The 17406-nt window shown below is 72.2% G+C and carries 13 protein-coding genes and 1 pseudogene; 3 read left to right on the top strand and 11 right to left on the bottom strand.

The window, feature by feature from the left end:
* Positions 1–158 precede the first annotated feature (158 nt).
* Genes ACFYZB_RS12060 through sbnA form a run of 5 tightly spaced genes read right to left on the bottom strand, consistent with a single transcriptional unit; the run spans position 159 to position 8120 of the window.
* Entirely contained in the window at positions 159–5171 is a 5013-nt protein-coding gene (locus ACFYZB_RS12060) for an amino acid adenylation domain-containing protein (RefSeq protein WP_388757374.1), read from the bottom strand.
* Between the two features lie 14 nt (positions 5172–5185).
* Complete coding sequence (locus tag ACFYZB_RS12055; protein WP_388757371.1) at positions 5186–5923, bottom strand: thioesterase II family protein; 738 nt, start codon at positions 5921–5923, stop codon at positions 5186–5188.
* Complete coding sequence (locus ACFYZB_RS12050) at positions 5920–6129, bottom strand: MbtH family protein (RefSeq protein ID WP_351208546.1); 210 nt, start codon at positions 6127–6129, stop codon at positions 5920–5922. The genes ACFYZB_RS12055 and ACFYZB_RS12050 overlap by 4 nt, the downstream gene beginning before the upstream one ends.
* A 3-nt stretch (positions 6130–6132) precedes the next feature.
* The gene (sbnB, locus tag ACFYZB_RS12045; RefSeq protein ID WP_388757458.1) at positions 6133–7128 is read right to left on the bottom strand and encodes a 2,3-diaminopropionate biosynthesis protein SbnB; all 996 of its coding nucleotides are present in this window, start codon (positions 7126–7128) and stop codon (positions 6133–6135) included.
* Between the two features lie 38 nt (positions 7129–7166).
* Positions 7167–8120 (bottom strand): 2,3-diaminopropionate biosynthesis protein SbnA, encoded by a 954-nt coding sequence (gene sbnA / locus ACFYZB_RS12040; RefSeq protein ID WP_388757369.1) that lies wholly within the window; start codon positions 8118–8120, stop codon positions 7167–7169.
* Positions 8121–8496: 376 nt separating this feature from the next.
* On the opposite strand from sbnA, the pseudogene ACFYZB_RS12035 reads away from it, so the two are divergent.
* Positions 8497–8646: pseudogene (locus ACFYZB_RS12035) on the top strand (pirin family protein); the annotation flags it as partial.
* Positions 8647–8792: 146 nt separating this feature from the next.
* On the opposite strand, the gene ACFYZB_RS12030 reads toward ACFYZB_RS12035, so the two are convergent.
* Positions 8793–8924: a hypothetical protein gene (locus ACFYZB_RS12030; protein ID WP_388757467.1), complete on the bottom strand. Its 132-nt coding sequence runs from the start codon at positions 8922–8924 to the stop codon at positions 8793–8795.
* Here ACFYZB_RS12030 and ACFYZB_RS12025 point away from each other — a divergent pair.
* Positions 8880–9341 carry a L,D-transpeptidase gene (locus ACFYZB_RS12025; protein WP_388757455.1) on the top strand — a complete coding sequence of 154 codons (462 nt, stop codon included), beginning with the start codon at positions 8880–8882 and terminating at the stop codon, positions 9339–9341. The two genes, ACFYZB_RS12030 and ACFYZB_RS12025, sit on opposite strands and share 45 nt — an antisense overlap.
* A gap of 38 nt (positions 9342–9379) precedes the next feature.
* Positions 9380–9673, top strand: a complete 294-nt coding sequence (locus ACFYZB_RS12020) for a hypothetical protein (RefSeq protein WP_388757367.1) — start codon at positions 9380–9382, stop codon at positions 9671–9673.
* Positions 9674–9862: 189 nt separating this feature from the next.
* On the opposite strand, the gene ACFYZB_RS12015 is transcribed toward ACFYZB_RS12020, so the two are convergent.
* The 5 genes from ACFYZB_RS12015 to ACFYZB_RS11995 form a co-directional block, all read right to left on the bottom strand.
* Positions 9863–10660, bottom strand: a complete 798-nt coding sequence (locus tag ACFYZB_RS12015; RefSeq protein ID WP_388757365.1) for a DUF429 domain-containing protein — start codon at positions 10658–10660, stop codon at positions 9863–9865.
* Complete coding sequence (locus ACFYZB_RS12010; RefSeq protein WP_388757362.1) at positions 10657–11820, bottom strand: substrate-binding domain-containing protein; 1164 nt, start codon at positions 11818–11820, stop codon at positions 10657–10659. The genes ACFYZB_RS12015 and ACFYZB_RS12010 overlap by 4 nt, the downstream gene beginning before the upstream one ends.
* Positions 11821–11888: 68 nt before the next feature.
* Positions 11889–12968 (bottom strand): ABC transporter permease, encoded by a 1080-nt coding sequence (locus ACFYZB_RS12005; RefSeq protein ID WP_388757359.1) that lies wholly within the window; start codon positions 12966–12968, stop codon positions 11889–11891.
* Entirely contained in the window at positions 12965–14494 is a 1530-nt protein-coding gene (locus ACFYZB_RS12000) for a sugar ABC transporter ATP-binding protein (RefSeq protein WP_388757357.1), read from the bottom strand. The genes ACFYZB_RS12005 and ACFYZB_RS12000 overlap by 4 nt, the downstream gene beginning before the upstream one ends.
* 122 nt (positions 14495–14616) lie before the next feature.
* Positions 14617–17376 carry a SpoIIE family protein phosphatase gene (locus ACFYZB_RS11995; RefSeq protein WP_388757354.1) on the bottom strand — a complete coding sequence of 920 codons (2760 nt, stop codon included), beginning with the start codon at positions 17374–17376 and terminating at the stop codon, positions 14617–14619.
* Positions 17377–17406: the final 30 nt, after the last annotated feature.

Raw genomic sequence — 17406 nt, 5'->3', positions numbered from 1 at the left:
GCCGCTCTCCGCCGAGTGCGATGCCACCCTGACGGCCGACGGCACCTTCAGTGTCGGGCGCCATGCCGGCCTGGGGCGGAGAGGTCGGCGCCGGACGATCAGCCGCCGCGCGCTCTCGCGGCCACGGCCGCGGTTGCGGTTGCCGTTGCGGCCGCGGTTCAGGAGCCCCGCTTCGGTGCGTGCCCCTGAGTACGGGAGTCGACCGGAACGACGCCGGTGCCGTCTGGCGCTGCCCATTGCCGCGCCTCCGCCTCCAAGGCCTCTGCGAGACCCGCAACGGTGGGGTTGCTGAACAGGAGGACCGGCGGGACCCGGCGTCCGAGCCGCTCGCCGAGGCGGCTCGCGACCATGGTGATGGTCAACGAGGAGCCACCGACGTCGAAGAAGCCGTCCTGTGGGCCGAAGTCGTCCTCGACGCCCAGGCACTCCCGCCACACGTCGGCGACGAGGAGCTGCTGTTTGGTGAGGTTCCGGCGGGTGGCCTGCGCCTGGTCGGGCACCGGGCGTGGGTCGGGCAGTGCGTTCCGGTCGACCTTGCCGTTCGGGGTGAGGGGGATCTCGCCGATCACGGTATAGCTCTGCGGCAGCATGTACGGCGGAAGCCGCTCCGCCAGGTGGGCGCGCAGTTCCGCCGGGTCAGGGGCGGGTCGGTCGGGGAGGTCGGGGATCAGATAGGCCGCCAGCTGGTCCGCACCGGTGCCGGCTCGGCGCACGGCCACCACGCAGTCGGCCAGGGCGGGGTGGCTCTGGAGCGCGGCCTCGATCTCCCCGAGCTCGATGCGAAAGCCGCGCACCTTGACCTGGTGGTCGTTGCGGCCGAGAAAGACCAGATTCCCGTCGGGCAGCAGCCGGACCACATCACCCGTGGCGTACATGCGGGCGCCGGGCTCCGCGGCATACGGGTCGGGCAGGTACGCCGCGGCCGTGCGGGCCGGCTTGCCGAGATAGCCGCGACCGACGGCACTGCCGCCGACGTACAGCTCCCCGCGACAGCCCGGGACGACCGGGCGCAGGCGCTGGTCCAGCACGTAGAGGTGCGCGTTGTCCGTCGCCCGGCCGAACGGGACGCTCGGGAGATGGCTGTGCCGATCGAGCGACTCCTCGGTGATCGGGCAGTACGCCGAGGTGACGGTCGCTTCCGTGGGCCCGTACTCGTTGAAGACCTGACATCCCGGCGCCGTGGAAGACAGGATGCGGCGGGCGACGTCGTGCGGCACGGCCTCGGCCCCGGTGAACACCAGGCGTACGGAGGCGAGTCGCGAAGCGGGATCCGTACCGGACTCCAGCAGGATCCGCATCTGCGAGGGCGTCGCGTTGAGCGTGGTGATGCCGCGCTCGGCGACTTCCCGCAGGAACTCCTCGGGATCGTAGGCGGCGGTGGGGCTCGCCAGGTGCAGTTCGGCGCCGGACAGCAGGCACTGGAAGATCTCCCAAACCGAGTTGTCGAACGCCACCGAGTGGTTGAGCAGGGCCCGGTCCCGCCCGCTGAGTCGGCACAGCCGCTGGTTCCACTCCAGGAACCCGGTGATGTTGGCGTGGGTGATCGCCACACCCTTGGGGTTGCCGGTCGAGCCGGACGTGTAGATCACGTAGGCGAGGTGGTGCGGCTGTGCCTCCTCGGCCGGCCCGGGGTCCGCTCCGGGCTCCTCGTCCACCGCCACGAGCCGGACGCCGTCGCTGAACAGGACCGAGGTGGGGTGCTCCGGGTCGGCGACGACCAGGTGTACGCCCGAGTCGGCGAGCAGGTACCGCAGCCGGTCCGTCGGGTAACCGGGGTCGAGCGGCACATAGGCGCCGCCCGCCTTCAGCACGCCGAGCAGGGCGACCACCAGCTCCACCGAGCGTTCCAGACAGACCGCGACCAGGGTTTCGGGACGCACTCCCCTGGCACGCAGCTCCCGGGCCAGCGCGCCGGCCCGCGCGTCGATCTCGGCGAACGTCAGCGACCGGCCGTCGCCCACGACGCAGACCGCGTCCGGGGTCGTCCGCACCTGGCGGTCCCACAGGCGGACCAGGGTGGTCGGCTCGGGCAGCGGCTCGGCACGGTTGCCGAGGGAGACGGCACGCAGCTCGTCGGCCGAGACGATCTCCAGTTCGGACAGTCGGGAGGTGGCGTCGGAGACCATCTGCTCGATCACCCGCAGGAAGTGCCGGCCGAGGCCCCGCGCGAAGTCCGCGTCGAACAGGTCGGTGGCGTACTCGACGGAGATGCTGAGGTCACCGGCCCCGGTGGCGTGGTCCGTCACGTCGAGGGCGAGGTCGAAGCGGGCGGTGCCGAGCCGTCCCTCCAGTTCCTTGCGGTCGTACAGTTCGGGCAGGTGACCTGCCTTCGGCTCCTCGTGCAGGGCGAAGAGCACCTGGAAGAGCGGATTGCGGCTCAGGTCGCGCTCAGGGCTCAGCTCCGCCACCAGCTTCTCGAAGGGCAGCTCCTGGTGCGCGTACGCCTGCCGTGCGACCTCGCGGACCCGGCCGAGCAGCTCGCGCCAGGTCGGGTCGCCGGACAGGTCGGTGCGCAGAACGACGGTGTTCACGAAATAGCCGACCACATCGTCCAGTTCGGCGCGTGGCCGGCCGCCTGTCAGGGTGCCCACGGCGACATCGCTCTCGTCGGCGTACCGACCGAGCAGCACCTGCAACGGGGCCAGCAGACCCATGAACAGCGTGACGCCCTCGGCCCGGCACAGGGTGCGCAGTCGCTGAGCCAAGTCGGCCGGGACGCAGAGCAGTTCGCGGCGACCGCGGTGGCTCGCGACGGCCGGCCGGGGGCGGCTCGTGGGCAGCTCCAGGACGGGCACTCCGGACAGCCGGGTGCGCCAGTGGGTGAGCAGCCGCTCCAGCTCGGCACCGGTGAGTCGCTCGCGCTGCCAGGCCGCGTAGTCGGCGTACGTCGCAGGCAGCCGTGCCGGGTCGGGGCGACGGCCGGCGGCGAGCTCCGTGTAAAGCTCACCCAGTTCCCGCACCATCAGGTCGATCGAGGTTCCGTCACAGGCTATGTGATGAAACGTCAGCAACAGGAGGTCACGACTACGGGTGCCCAGCACGTCCGCGCGCAGCAGCGGTGGCCGCCCGAGGGCGAAGGGGGCGCGGATCCGCTCGGTCAGCAGCGCGTCCAGGTCCTCTTCGGCGACCTCGATGCGGCGCAGCGGCACCGGTCCCGGCTCATGCGGTTCGGGCAGGCCCCGGCCTGCGACGGCTACGACGGCCGTGCGCAGCGCCGGGTGCCTTCGCACCAGCGCGGTCAGGCAGTTCTGCAGCAACGTCAGGTCGAAGCGTGTGCCGCCGGGCATGCCGAGGACGACCGGCAGATGGTACGCGGGCACCGAGTCGTTCAGTTGCTCGAAGAACCAGATCCGCTCCTGGCCGAAGGAGAGTTCGGCGGTCGCGGCCGGGGGGATCGGCTCGTCGTCCGACGGGGCCAGGTCGTCCAGGGCGGCGGCGAGCGCGGCGGGTGTCGGATGGGCGAAGACGGACTGGGCGTCGACCGGTACGCCGAGCTCGGCACGCAGCCGGGCCACGGCCCGTAACGCGGTGAGCGACTGGCCGCCCAGGCCGAAGAAGTCGTCGTACGGGGACACGTCGTCGAGCCCGAGCACTTCGGCCCACACCCGGCGCACCGCCGTGGTGTGCGGCGGCAGCAGGGCATCGTCGAGTACCGGGCCGCCTCCCCTCACCGGGCTGTAGGGGATCCGACGCACGGCGCCGCGGTCGGCCTTGCCCGCGGGCGTCCGAGGGAGGGCGGCGAGCACCGCGTAGCCTTGGGCCACCATGTGGGCGGGAAGCCGCCGTGCGAGATGGTCACGGACCTGGCGGGGCAGGCCGTCGGACGAGTTCCGCGCGTCGTGCGCGGGCACGAGGTACGCCACCAACTGGTCGCCGCCCGCTGCATCAGGGTCGACGACCACCACCGCGTCCGTGACGAGGGGATGACTGCGCACACAGGCCTCGATCTCGCCGAGCTCGATGCGGAAACCGCGCAGCTTGACCTGGTGGTCGTTACGGCCCAGCACCTCGAGGGTGCCGTCGTCGGACCACCGGGCGAGGTCGCCGGTCCGGTACAGGCGCCCGGAAGCGTCCCCGAACGGGTCGGGCACGAACCGGTCGGCGGTCAGCGCGGGCCGGTTGAGGTAGCCGCGCGCCACACCCGCGCCACCGATCCACAGCTCGCCGGTGACTCCCGGGCCGGCCTCCCGTCCACCCTCGTCCACGACGTGCAGCCGGATGTGGGAAAGGGCCGTGCCGACCGTGACCCGGTCGGTCACGGCGTCGACACGGGCCGCGGTGGCCCACACCGTCGCCTCGGTCGGCCCGTACAGGTTCCACAGGGTGCCGCCGGTGGCGAGCAGGTCGCGGGCCAGCGGCGGATCGAGCGGTTCCCCGCCCGACAGCAGTATCCGGCCGTGCCCGTCGGTCCAGCCGGACGCCAGCAACATCCGCCAGGTGGTCGGGGTCGCCTGGACGACGCTCACACCCGCCTCGGCGATGGTGGCGGCCAGCAGCTCGGGGTCGGTGTTGGCGGCGCGCGGGGCCATCACCACCGTCGCCCCCCGGGTCAGCGGCAGGAACAGCTCCAGTACGGAGATGTCGAACGACAGCGGGGTCAGTGCGAGGACCCGGTCGTGCGCCCCGAGGCCGGGGCGTTCGCCCACACTGCGCAGGAACGAGGTGATCGCCGCGTGGTCGACGGCCACGCCCTTGGGCAGGCCGGTCGATCCGGAGGTGTAGATGACGTAGGCCAGGTGGTGCGGATGCGCCACCCGGGTCACGGGTACGCCGGGTTCCGAGGGGAACTCCTCGACCAGCAGGACGTCCCTCACGCCGGACGCCAGGGCCTGCGCGCGGCCGTCCGCGTCGCACAGCCACAGCGCGGCCCCCGCGTCGGTGGTCATGTGCCGCAGCCGGTCGGCTGGGTAGCCGGGGTCGAGGGGCAGGTACGCGGCACCCGACTTCAGGACGCCGAGCAGGGCCACGACCATCTCCACCGAGCGGTCGAGGCAGACGCCGACCAGCATTTCCGGTCCGATGCCACGTGCCTGCAGCTCGGCGGCGAGTGCCGTGGCCCGGCGGTCCACGTCGGCGTAGGTCGCGCGATGTGCTCCCGCGACGACGGCGATCGCGTCGGGGGTCGCGGCTGCCTGCCGCTCCCACAGTGCGACCAGGGTGGTCGGCGCCATGAACGGATCCTTTCTCAGCCCCGTGCGGGGAAGGCGCGTGTGATCGTCTCCGCCAGCTGTCGTTCCGCGCCGCGCACATACAGGTGGGGGGCACCCGGGAACAGGTGCAGTTCGAAGTCGGCCGAGGTGTGCTCGCGCCAGCCGTCGAGCTCCGCCTCGTCGACGCTGTCGTCGTCCGAGCCGGCGAGAACGGTCAGGGGGCAGGGCAGGGGTGCCTCGGTCCGGTGTGTGTACGTCTCGCACAGCGTCAGGTCCGCGCGCAGCATGGGCAGCAGCAGCTCCCGCAACTCGGCGTCCAGGTCGTCGAACTCGGCTGTGGCGAGCAGCTCGTCGTCCGGCAGCGTGTGCCGCGGGTCGCGGTCCGGCAGGCCGGGGGCGCGCATGCCCGACAGGAACAGGCGGTCGGGCAGGCGCGTGCCGAGCCGGCGCAGCTGCCGGGCCGTTTCGAAGGCGATCAGGGAGCCCATGCTGTGGCCGAAGAAGGCGTACGGCTGATCCGTGTGTTCCGCGATGAGCGGCGCCAGCGCGGCCACGGCTTCGTCCATGGACGTCAGGGCCGGATCGGTGAAACGGTTCTCCCGGCCGGGCAACTGGACCGTACAGACTTCCACGGTGTCCGGCAGGTACGCCGCCAGCCGGTAGGAGGAAGCGCCGGCTCCGGCGTGCGGGAAGACGAACAGGCGTCGTCGCGCGGTGAGTTCACGGCTGCCGAGCCCGCGCAGCCAGGACGCTGCGAGGCCAGGGTCCGTCATCGGGACGCCCGTACGGAGCGCGGGGCCAGATCGGTCCACACCTGCTCTATGTGGTCCAAGCACTCCTGGCGGGTGCCCTGCGCACCGGTGGCGGTCCAGCCGGCGGGCAGGGCACGGTCGGCGAACCAGACCGAGTACTGGTCCTCGTGGTTCACCACGACGACGTACCGGTCGCCGGCGGGACCCGGTGCGGGTGAGGCGCTCATGTGTCAGACCCCCACACCGGTGAAGAAGTCGCTCTCGCGGTGGCCCCTGCCCGCGGCGACGACCCGGTCGTGCACCCACTTGCCGACGGCGAGGTCCAGTACGCCGAGTCCGAACGGCGAGAAGATCGCCGGGCGCCCCTGGTCCCGGCGCAACCGCCCGCGCAGCAGGTCGCCGAGGGTGCCGTCGACGAAGTCCCGTTTTCCGGTGCGCTGTTCGGTCAGGTGCAGCGAGGTGCGCTCGCGTACGGCGTGGTCGACGTCGTCGGTGACGTTCTGGGCAGCGAGGATCATCTCGGGGGCCAGGTCGCGCAGGGACAGGTGCAGGACGACCGGGTTGTGGGCCAGCAGCCCGGGGTCGTGCAGGTGCGGCTCGCCGGCCACGGTGGCCAGCAACACCAGGTCGCAGTCGGTGAACGCGTCCTCCACCGTGTCGGCGACCACGATCTCGGCCTTGGTGTGCTCGGCCAGGACGGCACCGAAGCGGTTCGCGGCCGCCGGGTCGAGGTCGAAGAGCCGGAAGGCGTCGATCTCCCAGTCGAGATCACGCAGGAACCGCCATACGTGCTGGGCGATCAGACCCGTGCCCACGATGCCGACCCGGCGGGCACGACGCGCACCCAGCAGCGTCTGCGCACCGAGCACCGCCGAGGCCGCCGTCCGCGTCGCCGAGACGATCGAGGACTCCATGCAGGCGAACGGGTAGCCGGTAGCGCAGTCGTTGAGGATCAGCGTGGCCGAGGCGCGCGGGATTCCCTGCTTCGTGTTGTCCGGAAAGCTGGCGATCCACTTGTTGCCGGCGACCTCGAACTCGCCACCCAGATAAGCGGGCAGGGAGATGATGCGCGATCGGCTCTGGTGCGGGAAGCGCAGGAACGAGCTGTGCGGGTTCGAGCTCTGTCCGGCGTCGTGCGCGAGGTAGGCGGCACGGACGACCTCGAGGAGCTCCGGACGGTGGGCGTCCGTCTCGGCGGCGATGTCGCCCGCGCCGATGACGGTCATGGGCGGTGGAGCCAGGGTGGACACGGAGTGCTTCTCCTTCAGTTGACGGCCAGGGCTTCGACGCCGGAGGCCTTGACCGCTTCCGAGCGCAGCTGCCGGACCCACGCGGGGTTGTAGACGGTCTGGGCGTAGGCCTGGCCGCGGTCGGCGGCGATGAAGGCGACCCGGGGACGGCGTGCGCCGGGACGGTGGCGAGCGAAGTGGTCCTGGACGGCGGCATAACTGCTGCCGGTCGAACCGCCCGCGTGGAGACCGTACTTGGCGACCAGGACACCGCATGCCTCGACGGCGCGCACCTCGGAGACGATCTCGACCTGGTCGATCAGCGCCTCGCCGCACAGCGGAGGCACGATGCTGGAGCCGATGCCGGGGATACGCCGTTTCTTCGGCGGCCCTCCGAAGATCACCGAGCCTTCGGTGTCGACGGCGACGATCACGCAGCGCGGGTACGTCTCCTTGATCCGGTGGGAGAGCCCGGCGATCGTGCCGCCCGTGCCCACACCGACGAAGAGGTAGTCGAGCGGGCCCGCCTGCGCGATCAGTTCAGCCGCGGTGAAGCGGTAGTGCGCGTCACGGGCATCCGGATTGGCGTACTGGTTGGGCCAGTACGCCGACTCGAGGTCGCCCAGCAGTTCCTGCACCCGGGACAGCCGGGACTTCAGGTAGCTGCCCGCCGTGTCACGGACGGTGACCTTCTCCACCCGCTCGCACAGTAAACGGAGTTGGGCCTCTGTGGCCTCGTTGCAGTTCGGATCGATGACCGGAACGAACGACAGGCCGAGCATACGGCAGTAGAAAGCAAGAGCCAGCGCAAAATTGCCGGACGACGATTCGACCACCGTGGTGTCGTGCGTTATCTCCCCTCGGCCGACCGCTCGTTCCAGAATCCACAGTGCCGAACGGTCCTTGGTACTTCCGGCGGGATTGCAGAATTCCAGCTTGGCGACGATGTCGCACTGCTCGTCCGCCAGGGGAACCAACGGGGTCCCCATGAGGCCCCTGCGAATTTGTTTTGTCCGTTCGATCAGAAATTGATCAGCACGCCTGTGGAGCATGGGCCGAGTGTGGCATGGGGCCGGACGAGGCGGCTCAACCGCGACTCAAGTGCCGTCGGCTCCGCAACCACTTGAGTGCTGTGGAGTTCTGGCGGGAGCAAACTGTGCGGAAGCCGAACGGATCGATGCTTGGACGGGTGGCGCTGAGCCCTGTGCTGGGGCCGGCGGTCGGCACCCTGCTGATCCGGGGTGCCACGGGGAACCGCATCATTCGGTCCTCGCGACCGGTGCTGGCCTTTTGCTGACCAAGAGCAGTCGCGCAGGCCACTGACCTGGGGAAACAGCGACGGACTTCGATATGTGGCGGAACTTCCTGGCCCGCACCCAGACCGAGATCGAGCAGGCCCGCGAAGACTGGATGAAGGGGCCCCGTTTCGGCGAGGTGAAGGGCTACGACGGGGACCGGTTGACGGCGCCCGAGCTTCCGGCCGTGTCACTGAGACCGCGGGGTCGGGTGCGCTGAGCCGCCGGGCGACCTGCTCGTGGTCGGCCGGTTCTCGGGTCGGCCGGTTGAGCGCTTCGGTGCGTGGAAACCCGCAGAGACGGGTCGCGCCGCCTCGATGCGGCGGAGGTCCTCAGAACATGCTGGTCTGCACGGAGCGGCGGTGATCAGAAGTGGCCCACCGGCACGGAGTCCCACGCCCGCGCCTTCGCGACGCCGTCCGGCTCGTCCTGACCGGTGCCGTCGCGGCCGTCCTGACGCTGGGCGCCGGCCCCGCCCGGGCGGCCTCGGCGGGTCACGTCTCGACGATCGACGCGGCGACCCATCGGATGACCGTCACCGATCACGGTCGGACGGTGATGACCTTCACCGCGGGCTTCGGACGGCCCGGCTTCGACACGCCGTCCGGAACGTTCCATGTGCTGGGCAAGGATGCGGTCATCAAGATGACCTCGTGCAGCGCGCACATCACATGCGATCCGCGTCATCCCGATTACTACGTCCTCACGGTCCACTGGGCTGTGCGCCTGACCAGCTCCGGCGTGTTCGTCCACGCGGCACCCTGGGACCAGGCCATCGGCCGGGCCGACATTTCCCACGGCTGCATCCACCTGAGCACCCGGGACGCCCGCCGCTTCTACGATTTCAGCCGGGCCGGCGACACCGTGATCGTCAAGAACACCGGCGCCCTCGCCGGCAGTCCGAGCGGTCCGTGACACCGCGCCCTTCTCGCCACGGTGAAAGGATCGGTGCCATGGGCACCGACATGAACTGGGTGTACCGGGTCGACGAGCCGCACGGCTCGGCCGGCTGGCGCCCCTACGGGGACGACCCCGACCGGTGGCGCGGGACCGTCGCCACCGACGACCCGGCCGAGAACGCCGAGTACGTGGCCGCCCTGGTCGTCACCGACCTGGTGAGCGACTGGAGGATGAGCGGCACCGGCCAGTCGCACGTGCGCGTGCTCGTCTGGGAGGACGAGGAGGGCACCGGCCCCGAGGACGCGGCCCTCACGGTGGAGCTCCGGCCCCACATCGACGGAGAGTGAGACACACCGAGGTGCGTGCCGGTCCCGAAGTGGGCGTCGCCGATGTGGCGCACGGTGTGAACGAACAGGCCACCCGACAGCAGCACCCGCCCGACCTCACCGGCCAGTGCGTGGATCCCGGTGGGAGCTGGGCGAGTGCGACCGGGCCGAAGTCGGTGGCGGCATGCGCTGCCGGGGCGCCTGAGACGGTCAGCCGCGGAGGGTGGCGAGGTCCGGGCCGGGCAGGTGGATCCAGCCCTCCTGCAGGGCGGCCGACCGTTCGTCCGCAGAGCGCGGCCACAGCGTGTCCCCGACCAGGACGGCGCGGGCGACCAGGGCACAGACCAGGGCGTCGAGATGGTCGTGGCTGACGGCGCACCGCGCACGCACCGCCTCTGGCAGAGCCGACCCCAGACCCGCCTCGATGGAACGGAGGATCTGCTCCCTGAGGGCGTGCGCCTCCGGTGCGGCGGTCTTGTAGCTGCGGGTCAGGCGGATGCCCCACCGGCTGAGCGCGGCGGCGGGATACACCTCGGCGACCGGCCCGGAGCCGTCCCTCGGCACCGGGACGCCCGACGCCTCGAGCGCGTCCAGGAGATGGGCCGCTCGCAGCGCCACGACACCCAGCAGGTCGGTGGACACCGACAGGGGCGGGCGCGTCGAGGTCGCCTTCCAGGTGAGGTCGTCGGTCAGCCGGAACCGCAACGCGTCCAGGCCGGGCCTGCCGTCGGCGCGCTCCCCGAACCGGGCGGGGCGCGGCAGCCGTACGCCCTGGTGGTGGGCCAGAACCGTGGCCACGAAGCTCGACGGCCAGCCGAGCGGGCAGTCGAGCCCGGTCTTGTCGGCTGCCCGGACCACGGCGAGCAACTGCTCGTCCCCCTCGGGCACGACGAACTCCGCCGTCGGACCGTCTCCGGATCCCCAGACCACCCGGCACACGGCCGTGCGGCGGGCACGGGCGGCCAGGTCGACGCCCACCGTCACCGTCTGTCGTCGTACGTCGCTCACTTGCCCCAGATCCTCCGGTACGCCTCTCGGTAGCCCGACGGGTCCCAGGTCGTGGCCCCTTCGCTGTTGGCGGCCGTGGAGATGTGGACAGGGGCGACGTAGCCGCTGGCCGTGCGGCCGGAGAAGGCGCGATTGAACTCGTCGACGATCTGCCATCCCTGCAGCGACAGCGGTTCGGGCACGGTGGCCGCCTGGTACTGCCTGCCGTCGATGCGCTGGAAGGCGGACGGGTCGCCGTCACCGGCGCCGATGTTGAAGGGCGGGCCGGAGCCCTGCTTTCCGGCCGCGCGGAAGGCGGGGGCGGCGTCGGCGAAGTACAGGTCGTTGATGGCGACGGAGTAGGTCCAGCTGGTCCCGAAGCGGGAGAGGAGGGAGGAGACCTCCCTGGGGGTGCGGCTGCCCGCGTCGGGGATCGGGATGTTCTCGTAGGCCAGCAGCCGCACGCCCGGACAGGCGGCCAGACCCTTCCTGATCAGGTCGGACTTGTGTCTGGCGAAGGGGATCGAGGCGTCGGTGAAGAGGACGACCCCGGCGTGGCCCCGGGACCGCGAGACGACCCACTGCGCGCTGATCGCGGCCACGTCCTCGACGCTGGTGGTGACGTTGGTGAAGAGCCTGGGCCGCGCGCTGGGGCCGGGGGAGGCGACCGCGTGCCAGCCGATGACCGGGATGCGCGCCGCGTCGGCCCGCGCGACCTGCTGCGCGGTCGAGCCGGGGTCGAAGCCGCCGATGACGATGCCCGAGGGCCTGAGGTCCACGGCCTCGCCCAGTGCCGCCTGGATGCCGGCCGGGGTGCCCTCGCCGTCGATCACCCGGACCTTCCAGCCGATGACCCTCGCGGCCTCCCGTACGCCCTGCGCGGCGCCTGCTACTCCGGGGTTGGTCATGGTCTGGGCGACGTAGACGATCGTCCTGCCCGACACCGCCGCGGGGCCACTGGTCGGCCCGTTCCAGGGGACGTCGGTCCTCTCCGCCCGGGTGACGGCCGTCCGGGCCCCGGCCTGGACCGCGGGGCAGCCGCCCGGGCCCGTGGCCGAGACCCCGGGTCCGTGGGACGAGCCGCCTTCGCAGCCGGCGAGGGCGGTTGCCGCTGCGAGCAGGGCGATGGTGGCGGTTCGCGCTCTGGCGACGCCGGGGACGGCCTTGCGGTTGCGGTGCACGGGAGCTCCTCGCGGAGGGTTGAGCGGGAGGACGCGGCCGGGGTGCGGAGGCGGGGCGCGTGGCGTGGTCATGGAGGGGTGGCCGCCGTCCCGCCGTCCCGCGCCGGGGGCGGCGGCTGCGGGGGTACGGGGGGCGCGTCGGCCCCGGTCCGCAGGCGGCGGGCGGAGTAGCCGGCCAGGCCGACGGCGAGCAGGAGGGTGCCGCCGTAGAACAGGGGGATCGTCCAGAAGTCGGCGCCCATCTGGCCGATACCGGTGAGTCCGACGGCGAGCACGGCGACGGCGACGAGCGTGCCCAGGGCGTTGGGCTGGCCGGGTTTGATCGCGGTGGAGCCGAGGAGGGCGCCCACGAAGGCGGGCAGCAGATAGTCCAGGCCGACGCTCGGATTGCCGATCTGCTGCTGGGACGCGAGCAGGACGCCGGCGCAGCCGACGATCAGGCCCGATGCGGCGAACGCGTAGACGGTGTACTTGCGGGTCGGGATGCCGACGAGGTCGGCGGCGCGCGGGTTGGAGCCGACGACGTAGAGGTACCGGCCGAGCGGCAGCCGTTCCAGCACGAGCCAGAGAGCGACGGCGAGGGCGAGCACGTAGAAGGCGGGAACCGGGAGGCCGAGGAACCTTGCGTCGTAGAGATCGGTGAAGGCGGCGGGGAGCCCTTGCGGACCGGGGACGATCCGGCCGCCGCCGGTGACCCAGCCGGTCACGGCGTACAGCATGCTGCCGGTCCCGAGGGTGGCGATGAAGGAGTCGATCCGGCCGAACTCGACGACGACACCGTTGAGGGCGCCCACGACCACCCCTCCGATGATCACCACGAGGCAGGCCCAGGGCCAGGACCACCCCTCGATGACGATGAGCTGCATCGCCATGACGTGGGCGAGGCCGAGGCCGTAGCCGATGGAGAGGTCGAACGCGCCGGTCACGACGGGGACCGTGGCGGCGAGCGCGAGGACGGCCGGGATCGACTGGCTGGACAGGATCGAGTCGACGGTGTCCCGCGTGGGGAACGTACGCGGCAGGAGGAGTGAGAAGACCAGGAAGAGCAGGGCGGTGAGGGCCAGGAGGCCGTAGGCGCTGACGAGGTGTCCGGTGGGGGTCCGCCGGTGCGGCCGGGGCGGGGACGAGGAGGAGGGCGGGGCGGTCATGAGTCCGTCGCGGTTCCGGAGGCCGGCATGGCCGAGGCCGCCCGGGTGAGGCCGGCGGCCGTGAGGCCCGGACCGCTCAGCTCGGCCGTCACGGATCCGCGGACGAACACCAGGGCGCGCCGGCACACGCCCGCGACCTCCTCGAAGTCCGTGGAGACGAGCAGCACCGCAAGGCCGCCGGCCAACGCCTCGTCGAGCAGGCGGTAGAGGGCGGCCTTGGCTCCGATGTCCACGCTCGCGGTCGGCTCCTCCAGGATCAGCAGCCGCAGGCCCACCCGGAGCCACCGGCCGATCATCACCTTCTGCTGGTTTCCGCCGGACAGCGTGGCGAGGGGGGCCTCGCTGTCGCGGGGACGCACCGAGAACCTCTCGATCAGGCGGGCCGCCTCGGCGCGTTCGCGGCGGGGCGCGATCCAGTGCAACGCACCGACGCCTTCCGCGCGCGGGTTGGCCAGGAGGTTCTCCCGTACCGTCAGCGCGGCGGCGCAGCCCTCCCCCAGTCTGTCGCCGGGCACGAGGCCGACACCGAGGCGCACGGCGTCGGCGACGGTGCGAGGGCGGTACGGCCGCCCGTCGAGGAGCACCCGGCCGGCGAGGAAGGGCCGGGTACCGGCGAGGGCCCTGCCCAGGTCCGTGTGCCCGGCGCCGGAGAGGCCGACCAGGCCCAGCACCTCCCCGGCCCCGAGTGCCAGGTCGACCGGTCCCGTCCCGGCGGTCCGTGCGCCGTCGAGGGACAGGACGGCGGGGCCGCCGGCGGGGACGGCGGCGGGGCGGTGGCGGATCGGTTCCTCGCCGACGATGTCACGCACCAGACGGTCGGCGCCGTGACCCGCGAGCGGGCCGTGGCTGACGAGGCGGCCGTCGCGCAGGACGGCGAAGGCATCGGCGACCTCGTACACCTCGTCCAGGCGGTGGCTGACGTAGAGAACGCCGTGCCCCCGGTCGCGCAGGGTGTGCAGTACGCGGAAGAGGCGGGCACAGTCCGAGGCGGGGAGGCGGGCCGTCGGCTCGTCCAGGACGATGAGGTGCGACCGCGCGGCCAGGGCCCGGGCGATGGCGACCAGCGAGCGCTCGGCCGGGGCGAGCTGCGCGATCGGCGCGTCGGGGTCGAGGTGTCCGGCGACGAGCCGCAGGGCGCCGGTGCAGCGCTCCCGGGTGCGCCGCCAGGAGATCAGTCCGGCGCGGCGGGGGTAGCCGGTGCTCAGGGCGATGTTCTCGGCGACCGTCATCCACTCCACGAGACCGAGGTCCTGGTGGATGAAGGACATGCGCCTGGAGGCGGCGGGACTCCCGAGCGGGTGCCCGTCCACCGTGATCCGTCCCGCGTCGGCCCGGTGGACGCCGGCCAGCACCTTGATCAGCGTGGACTTCCCGGCTCCGTTGGGGCCGAGGAGGGCGAGGACGCTGCCCGCGTGGACGTCGAGGTCGACCCCGTCCAGCGCGCGGGTGCCGCCGAAGCGCTTGGCGAGCCCGCGGATGCGGACCAGGGGTTCCGCAGAGGTGTCGGGAGGGTCGTGCACGGACATCTCCGGGGGTCGGCCTGGCGATTTCTTCCCGGCTTTCGCCAGTGATCCTAGTGGGCAGAGTTATGGCATTTCAGACATTTGCCGCCCGCTGTGACACCAACGGGTCAGCGGCGCCGCCGCTCTCATGCGCCGTCGAGGCCGCATTCGGCCCAGATGACCTTGCCCTGCGGGAGGTAGCGGGTGCCCCAGCTCTGGGCCAGCTGCGCGACGAGGAACAGGCCCCGGCCGCCCTCGTCGGTGGTGGCGGCCCGGCGCAGGTGCGGGGCGGTGTTGCTGGTGTCGGAGACCTCGCAGATGAGTTTCCGGTCGCGGATCAGCCGCACGCGGATGGGTCCGCAGCCGTGGCGGATGGCGTTGGTGACCAGTTCGCTGAGCAACAGCTCGGCGGCGAACGCGGCCTCGTCGAGTCCCCAGTCGGCCAGCTTCCGCATGGCCGAGGCGCGCACTTCGCTGACGCGGGCCGGGTCGGCGGGCAGGTCCCAGGCGGCGATCCGGTCGGGGTTCAGGGGACGGGTACGGGCGACGAGCAGCGCGATGTCGTCGCAGGGATGGGCGGGGGCCACGGTGTTCAGGACCACCTGACAGGTCTCCTCGGGTGTGCGCTCCGGGTGGGCCAGGGCCCCGCGCAGCCGGTCGAGGACCACGTCGACGTCGCGGTGGCGGTCCTCGATGAGCCCGTCGGTGTAGAGGACCAGCCGGCTGCCCCCGGGCACGTCCATCTCGGCGGCCTCGAAGGGCAGACCGCCGAGGCCGAGCGGAGGCCCGTCGGGCAGTTCGGGGAAGGACACCGTGCCGTCGGGGAGGACCAGCGCGGGGGGAGGGTGCCCGGCGCGGGCCATGGTGCACTGCTGGGCGGTCGGGTCGTAGATGGCGTACAGGCAGGTCGCGCCGATGATGCCCGATTCCCCGGCGGCGGGCTCCTCCCGGTCCAGGCGTCCCACCAGGTTGTCGAGGTGGGTGAGGACCTCGTCCGGGGGGAAGTCCAGCTCGGCGAAGCTACGTGCGGCGGTGCGCAGCCGGCCCATGGTGGCGGCGGAGAGCATGCCGTGGCCGACGACGTCCCCGACCATGAGGCCGATACGGGTGCCGGAGAGGGGGATGACGTCGTACCAGTCCCCGCCGACGTCGGACTCGGCGGGCAGATAGCGGTGGGCGACCTCGACGGCGTCCTGGTCGGGCAGTCCCTGCGGGAGCAGGCTGCGCTGCAGCGCCAGGACCATGGTGCGTTCGCGGGTGTAGCGCCGGGCGTTGTCGATGGACAGGGCCGCACGGGTGGCGAGTTCCTGGGCCAGCGAACGGTCGTCGTCGCCGAAGGGGGCGGGGTCCCGGCCTCGGTAGAAGGCGGCGACGCCCAGCACGACACCGCGGGCCACCAGAGGGACCGCGATGAGGGAGTGGACGTGGGCCAGCAGTTCCGCGGTGTGCTCGGGGTCGTGCGCGAGCCAGCCCGCTGCGGTCTTCAGGTCCGGTTCCAGCACCGCCCGCCCACTGGTCAGGCAGCGCAGCTGCGGCGTGGTCGGGCCGTAGTCGGCCTGTTTGCCGACCGGGTGGAAGGGACAGTCGTCGCGGACGCCGTGGACGACGGTACGGCGCAGGTCTCCGTACGGATGGGCGGACTCCTCTCCGCGCAGTACGGCCTCCGGCAGGTCGATCGTGACGTAGTCGGCGAGTTGCGGCACCGCGGTCTCCGCCAGTTCCTGGGCGGTGCGGCGCACGTCCAGGGTGGTGCCGATGCGCGTACTGGTCTCGCACAGCAGCTCCAGGCGGCGGCGTGCGGCGAGGGCGTACCGCCCCACCTGCGGCTCCCCCACCAGCACGAGCCCTCTCACCGGAGTCCGACCGGGTGCGGCTCCGACGCCGGCCCCGGACGGCAGGACGCCACGGGAGGCGGCAGGCCCGGCCAGGAGGCCCGGCAGCTCGGACACCTGCCCTGGGGCGGCGAGGGGTTCTCGTGGTGCGGGGCCTGCCAGGACGGCCTCGACGGCCAGGCCCTCCACCCCGGCGGCACCCCTCATCGGACGGCTCAGCAGCGTGACCCGCCGGCCGCCGGAGAGGGCGACGTGGACAGCGGCCCGCTGCGCGCAGGAGAGCAGTTCGGTGGCCTTCTCCATGAGGATCGCGCGGTCGCGCGGATGCTGCCCGAGGGCCAGTTCGTCCAACCCGACGGTGTGGTGAGGGGCGACGGCGGCTTCGACCTCGGTGTCCAGGTACGCCCGCAGCAGAGCGCGCTCGCGCGCGGAACTCTGCCACAGCAGCCGCCGTTCGATGGCCCGGGCCGCCTTGCGGATCACGGTGTCCAGTGCGGGGTCATCGCAGGTGCGGGGATAGCCGAAGCACAGGATGCCTTCGATGCGGCCGCTGAGCGGGTCGCGGACCGGCAGTGCCCGGCAGGCGCTTGCCTGGGAGCGCTCGGCGAAGTGCTCGGCACCGTAGACCCGGACGAGTTGCCGCTCCGCCACTGCGAGACCGATGCCGTTGGTGCCGGCGACCTGCTCGGCGAACACGAATCCCGGCTCGCGCTGGATCGCCGGGAGGCTTCTGGCCAGGGACGCCTCTCCGAAACGGCGCACGAGGACGGTGCCGCCGGCATCGGCGACGGAGAGGTTCATCCGGCTGCCGCTGAACCTGTACTGCAGCCGGTCGAGCACCGGCACGGCCGCCCGGACGATCCGTGCGTCCGGATCGAAGTCCTCCCGGAAGGGGAGGTCGGCCTGGTCCGGCGAGAGCCCCAGCAACCGGCAGCGCTGCCAGGAGTTCGAGATGGACGCACGTACGCCCGCTTCGACCGGCTCGCCCTCCAGGAACCGCTCACGCGAACGGACGGGCCCCGTGCCGTCTGTCGCACGCCCCGTCGGTATCAGTGCCCCGCCGGACCGAACCACGCTTCGCTCACCCGCGCTCACGATAGTCCG

This window comes from Streptomyces sp. NPDC001852, assembly GCF_042891825.1.
Lineage (GTDB): Bacteria > Actinomycetota > Actinomycetes > Streptomycetales > Streptomycetaceae > Streptomyces.
This window is presented reverse-complemented; position numbering and strand designations above follow the sequence as displayed.

Excerpts from the sequence above, each read along its gene's own strand:
- ACFYZB_RS12060 (WP_388757374.1), bottom strand. The coding sequence starts at position 5,171 with ATGGCGCCGACCACCCTGGTCGCACTGTGGGAGCGGCAGGCAGCCGCG.
- ACFYZB_RS12055 (WP_388757371.1), bottom strand. The coding sequence starts at position 5,923 with ATGACGGACCCTGGCCTCGCAGCGTCCTGGCTGCGCGGGCTCGGCAGC.
- ACFYZB_RS12050 (WP_351208546.1), bottom strand. The coding sequence starts at position 6,129 with ATGAGCGCCTCACCCGCACCGGGTCCCGCCGGCGACCGGTACGTCGTC.
- sbnB (WP_388757458.1), bottom strand. The coding sequence starts at position 7,128 with ATGACCGTCATCGGCGCGGGCGACATCGCCGCCGAGACGGACGCCCAC.
- sbnA (WP_388757369.1), bottom strand. The coding sequence starts at position 8,120 with ATGGGGACCCCGTTGGTTCCCCTGGCGGACGAGCAGTGCGACATCGTC.
- ACFYZB_RS12020 (WP_388757367.1), top strand. The coding sequence starts at position 9,380 with ATGGGCACCGACATGAACTGGGTGTACCGGGTCGACGAGCCGCACGGC.
- ACFYZB_RS12005 (WP_388757359.1), bottom strand. The coding sequence starts at position 12,968 with ATGACCGCCCCGCCCTCCTCCTCGTCCCCGCCCCGGCCGCACCGGCGG.
- ACFYZB_RS12000 (WP_388757357.1), bottom strand. The coding sequence starts at position 14,494 with ATGTCCGTGCACGACCCTCCCGACACCTCTGCGGAACCCCTGGTCCGC.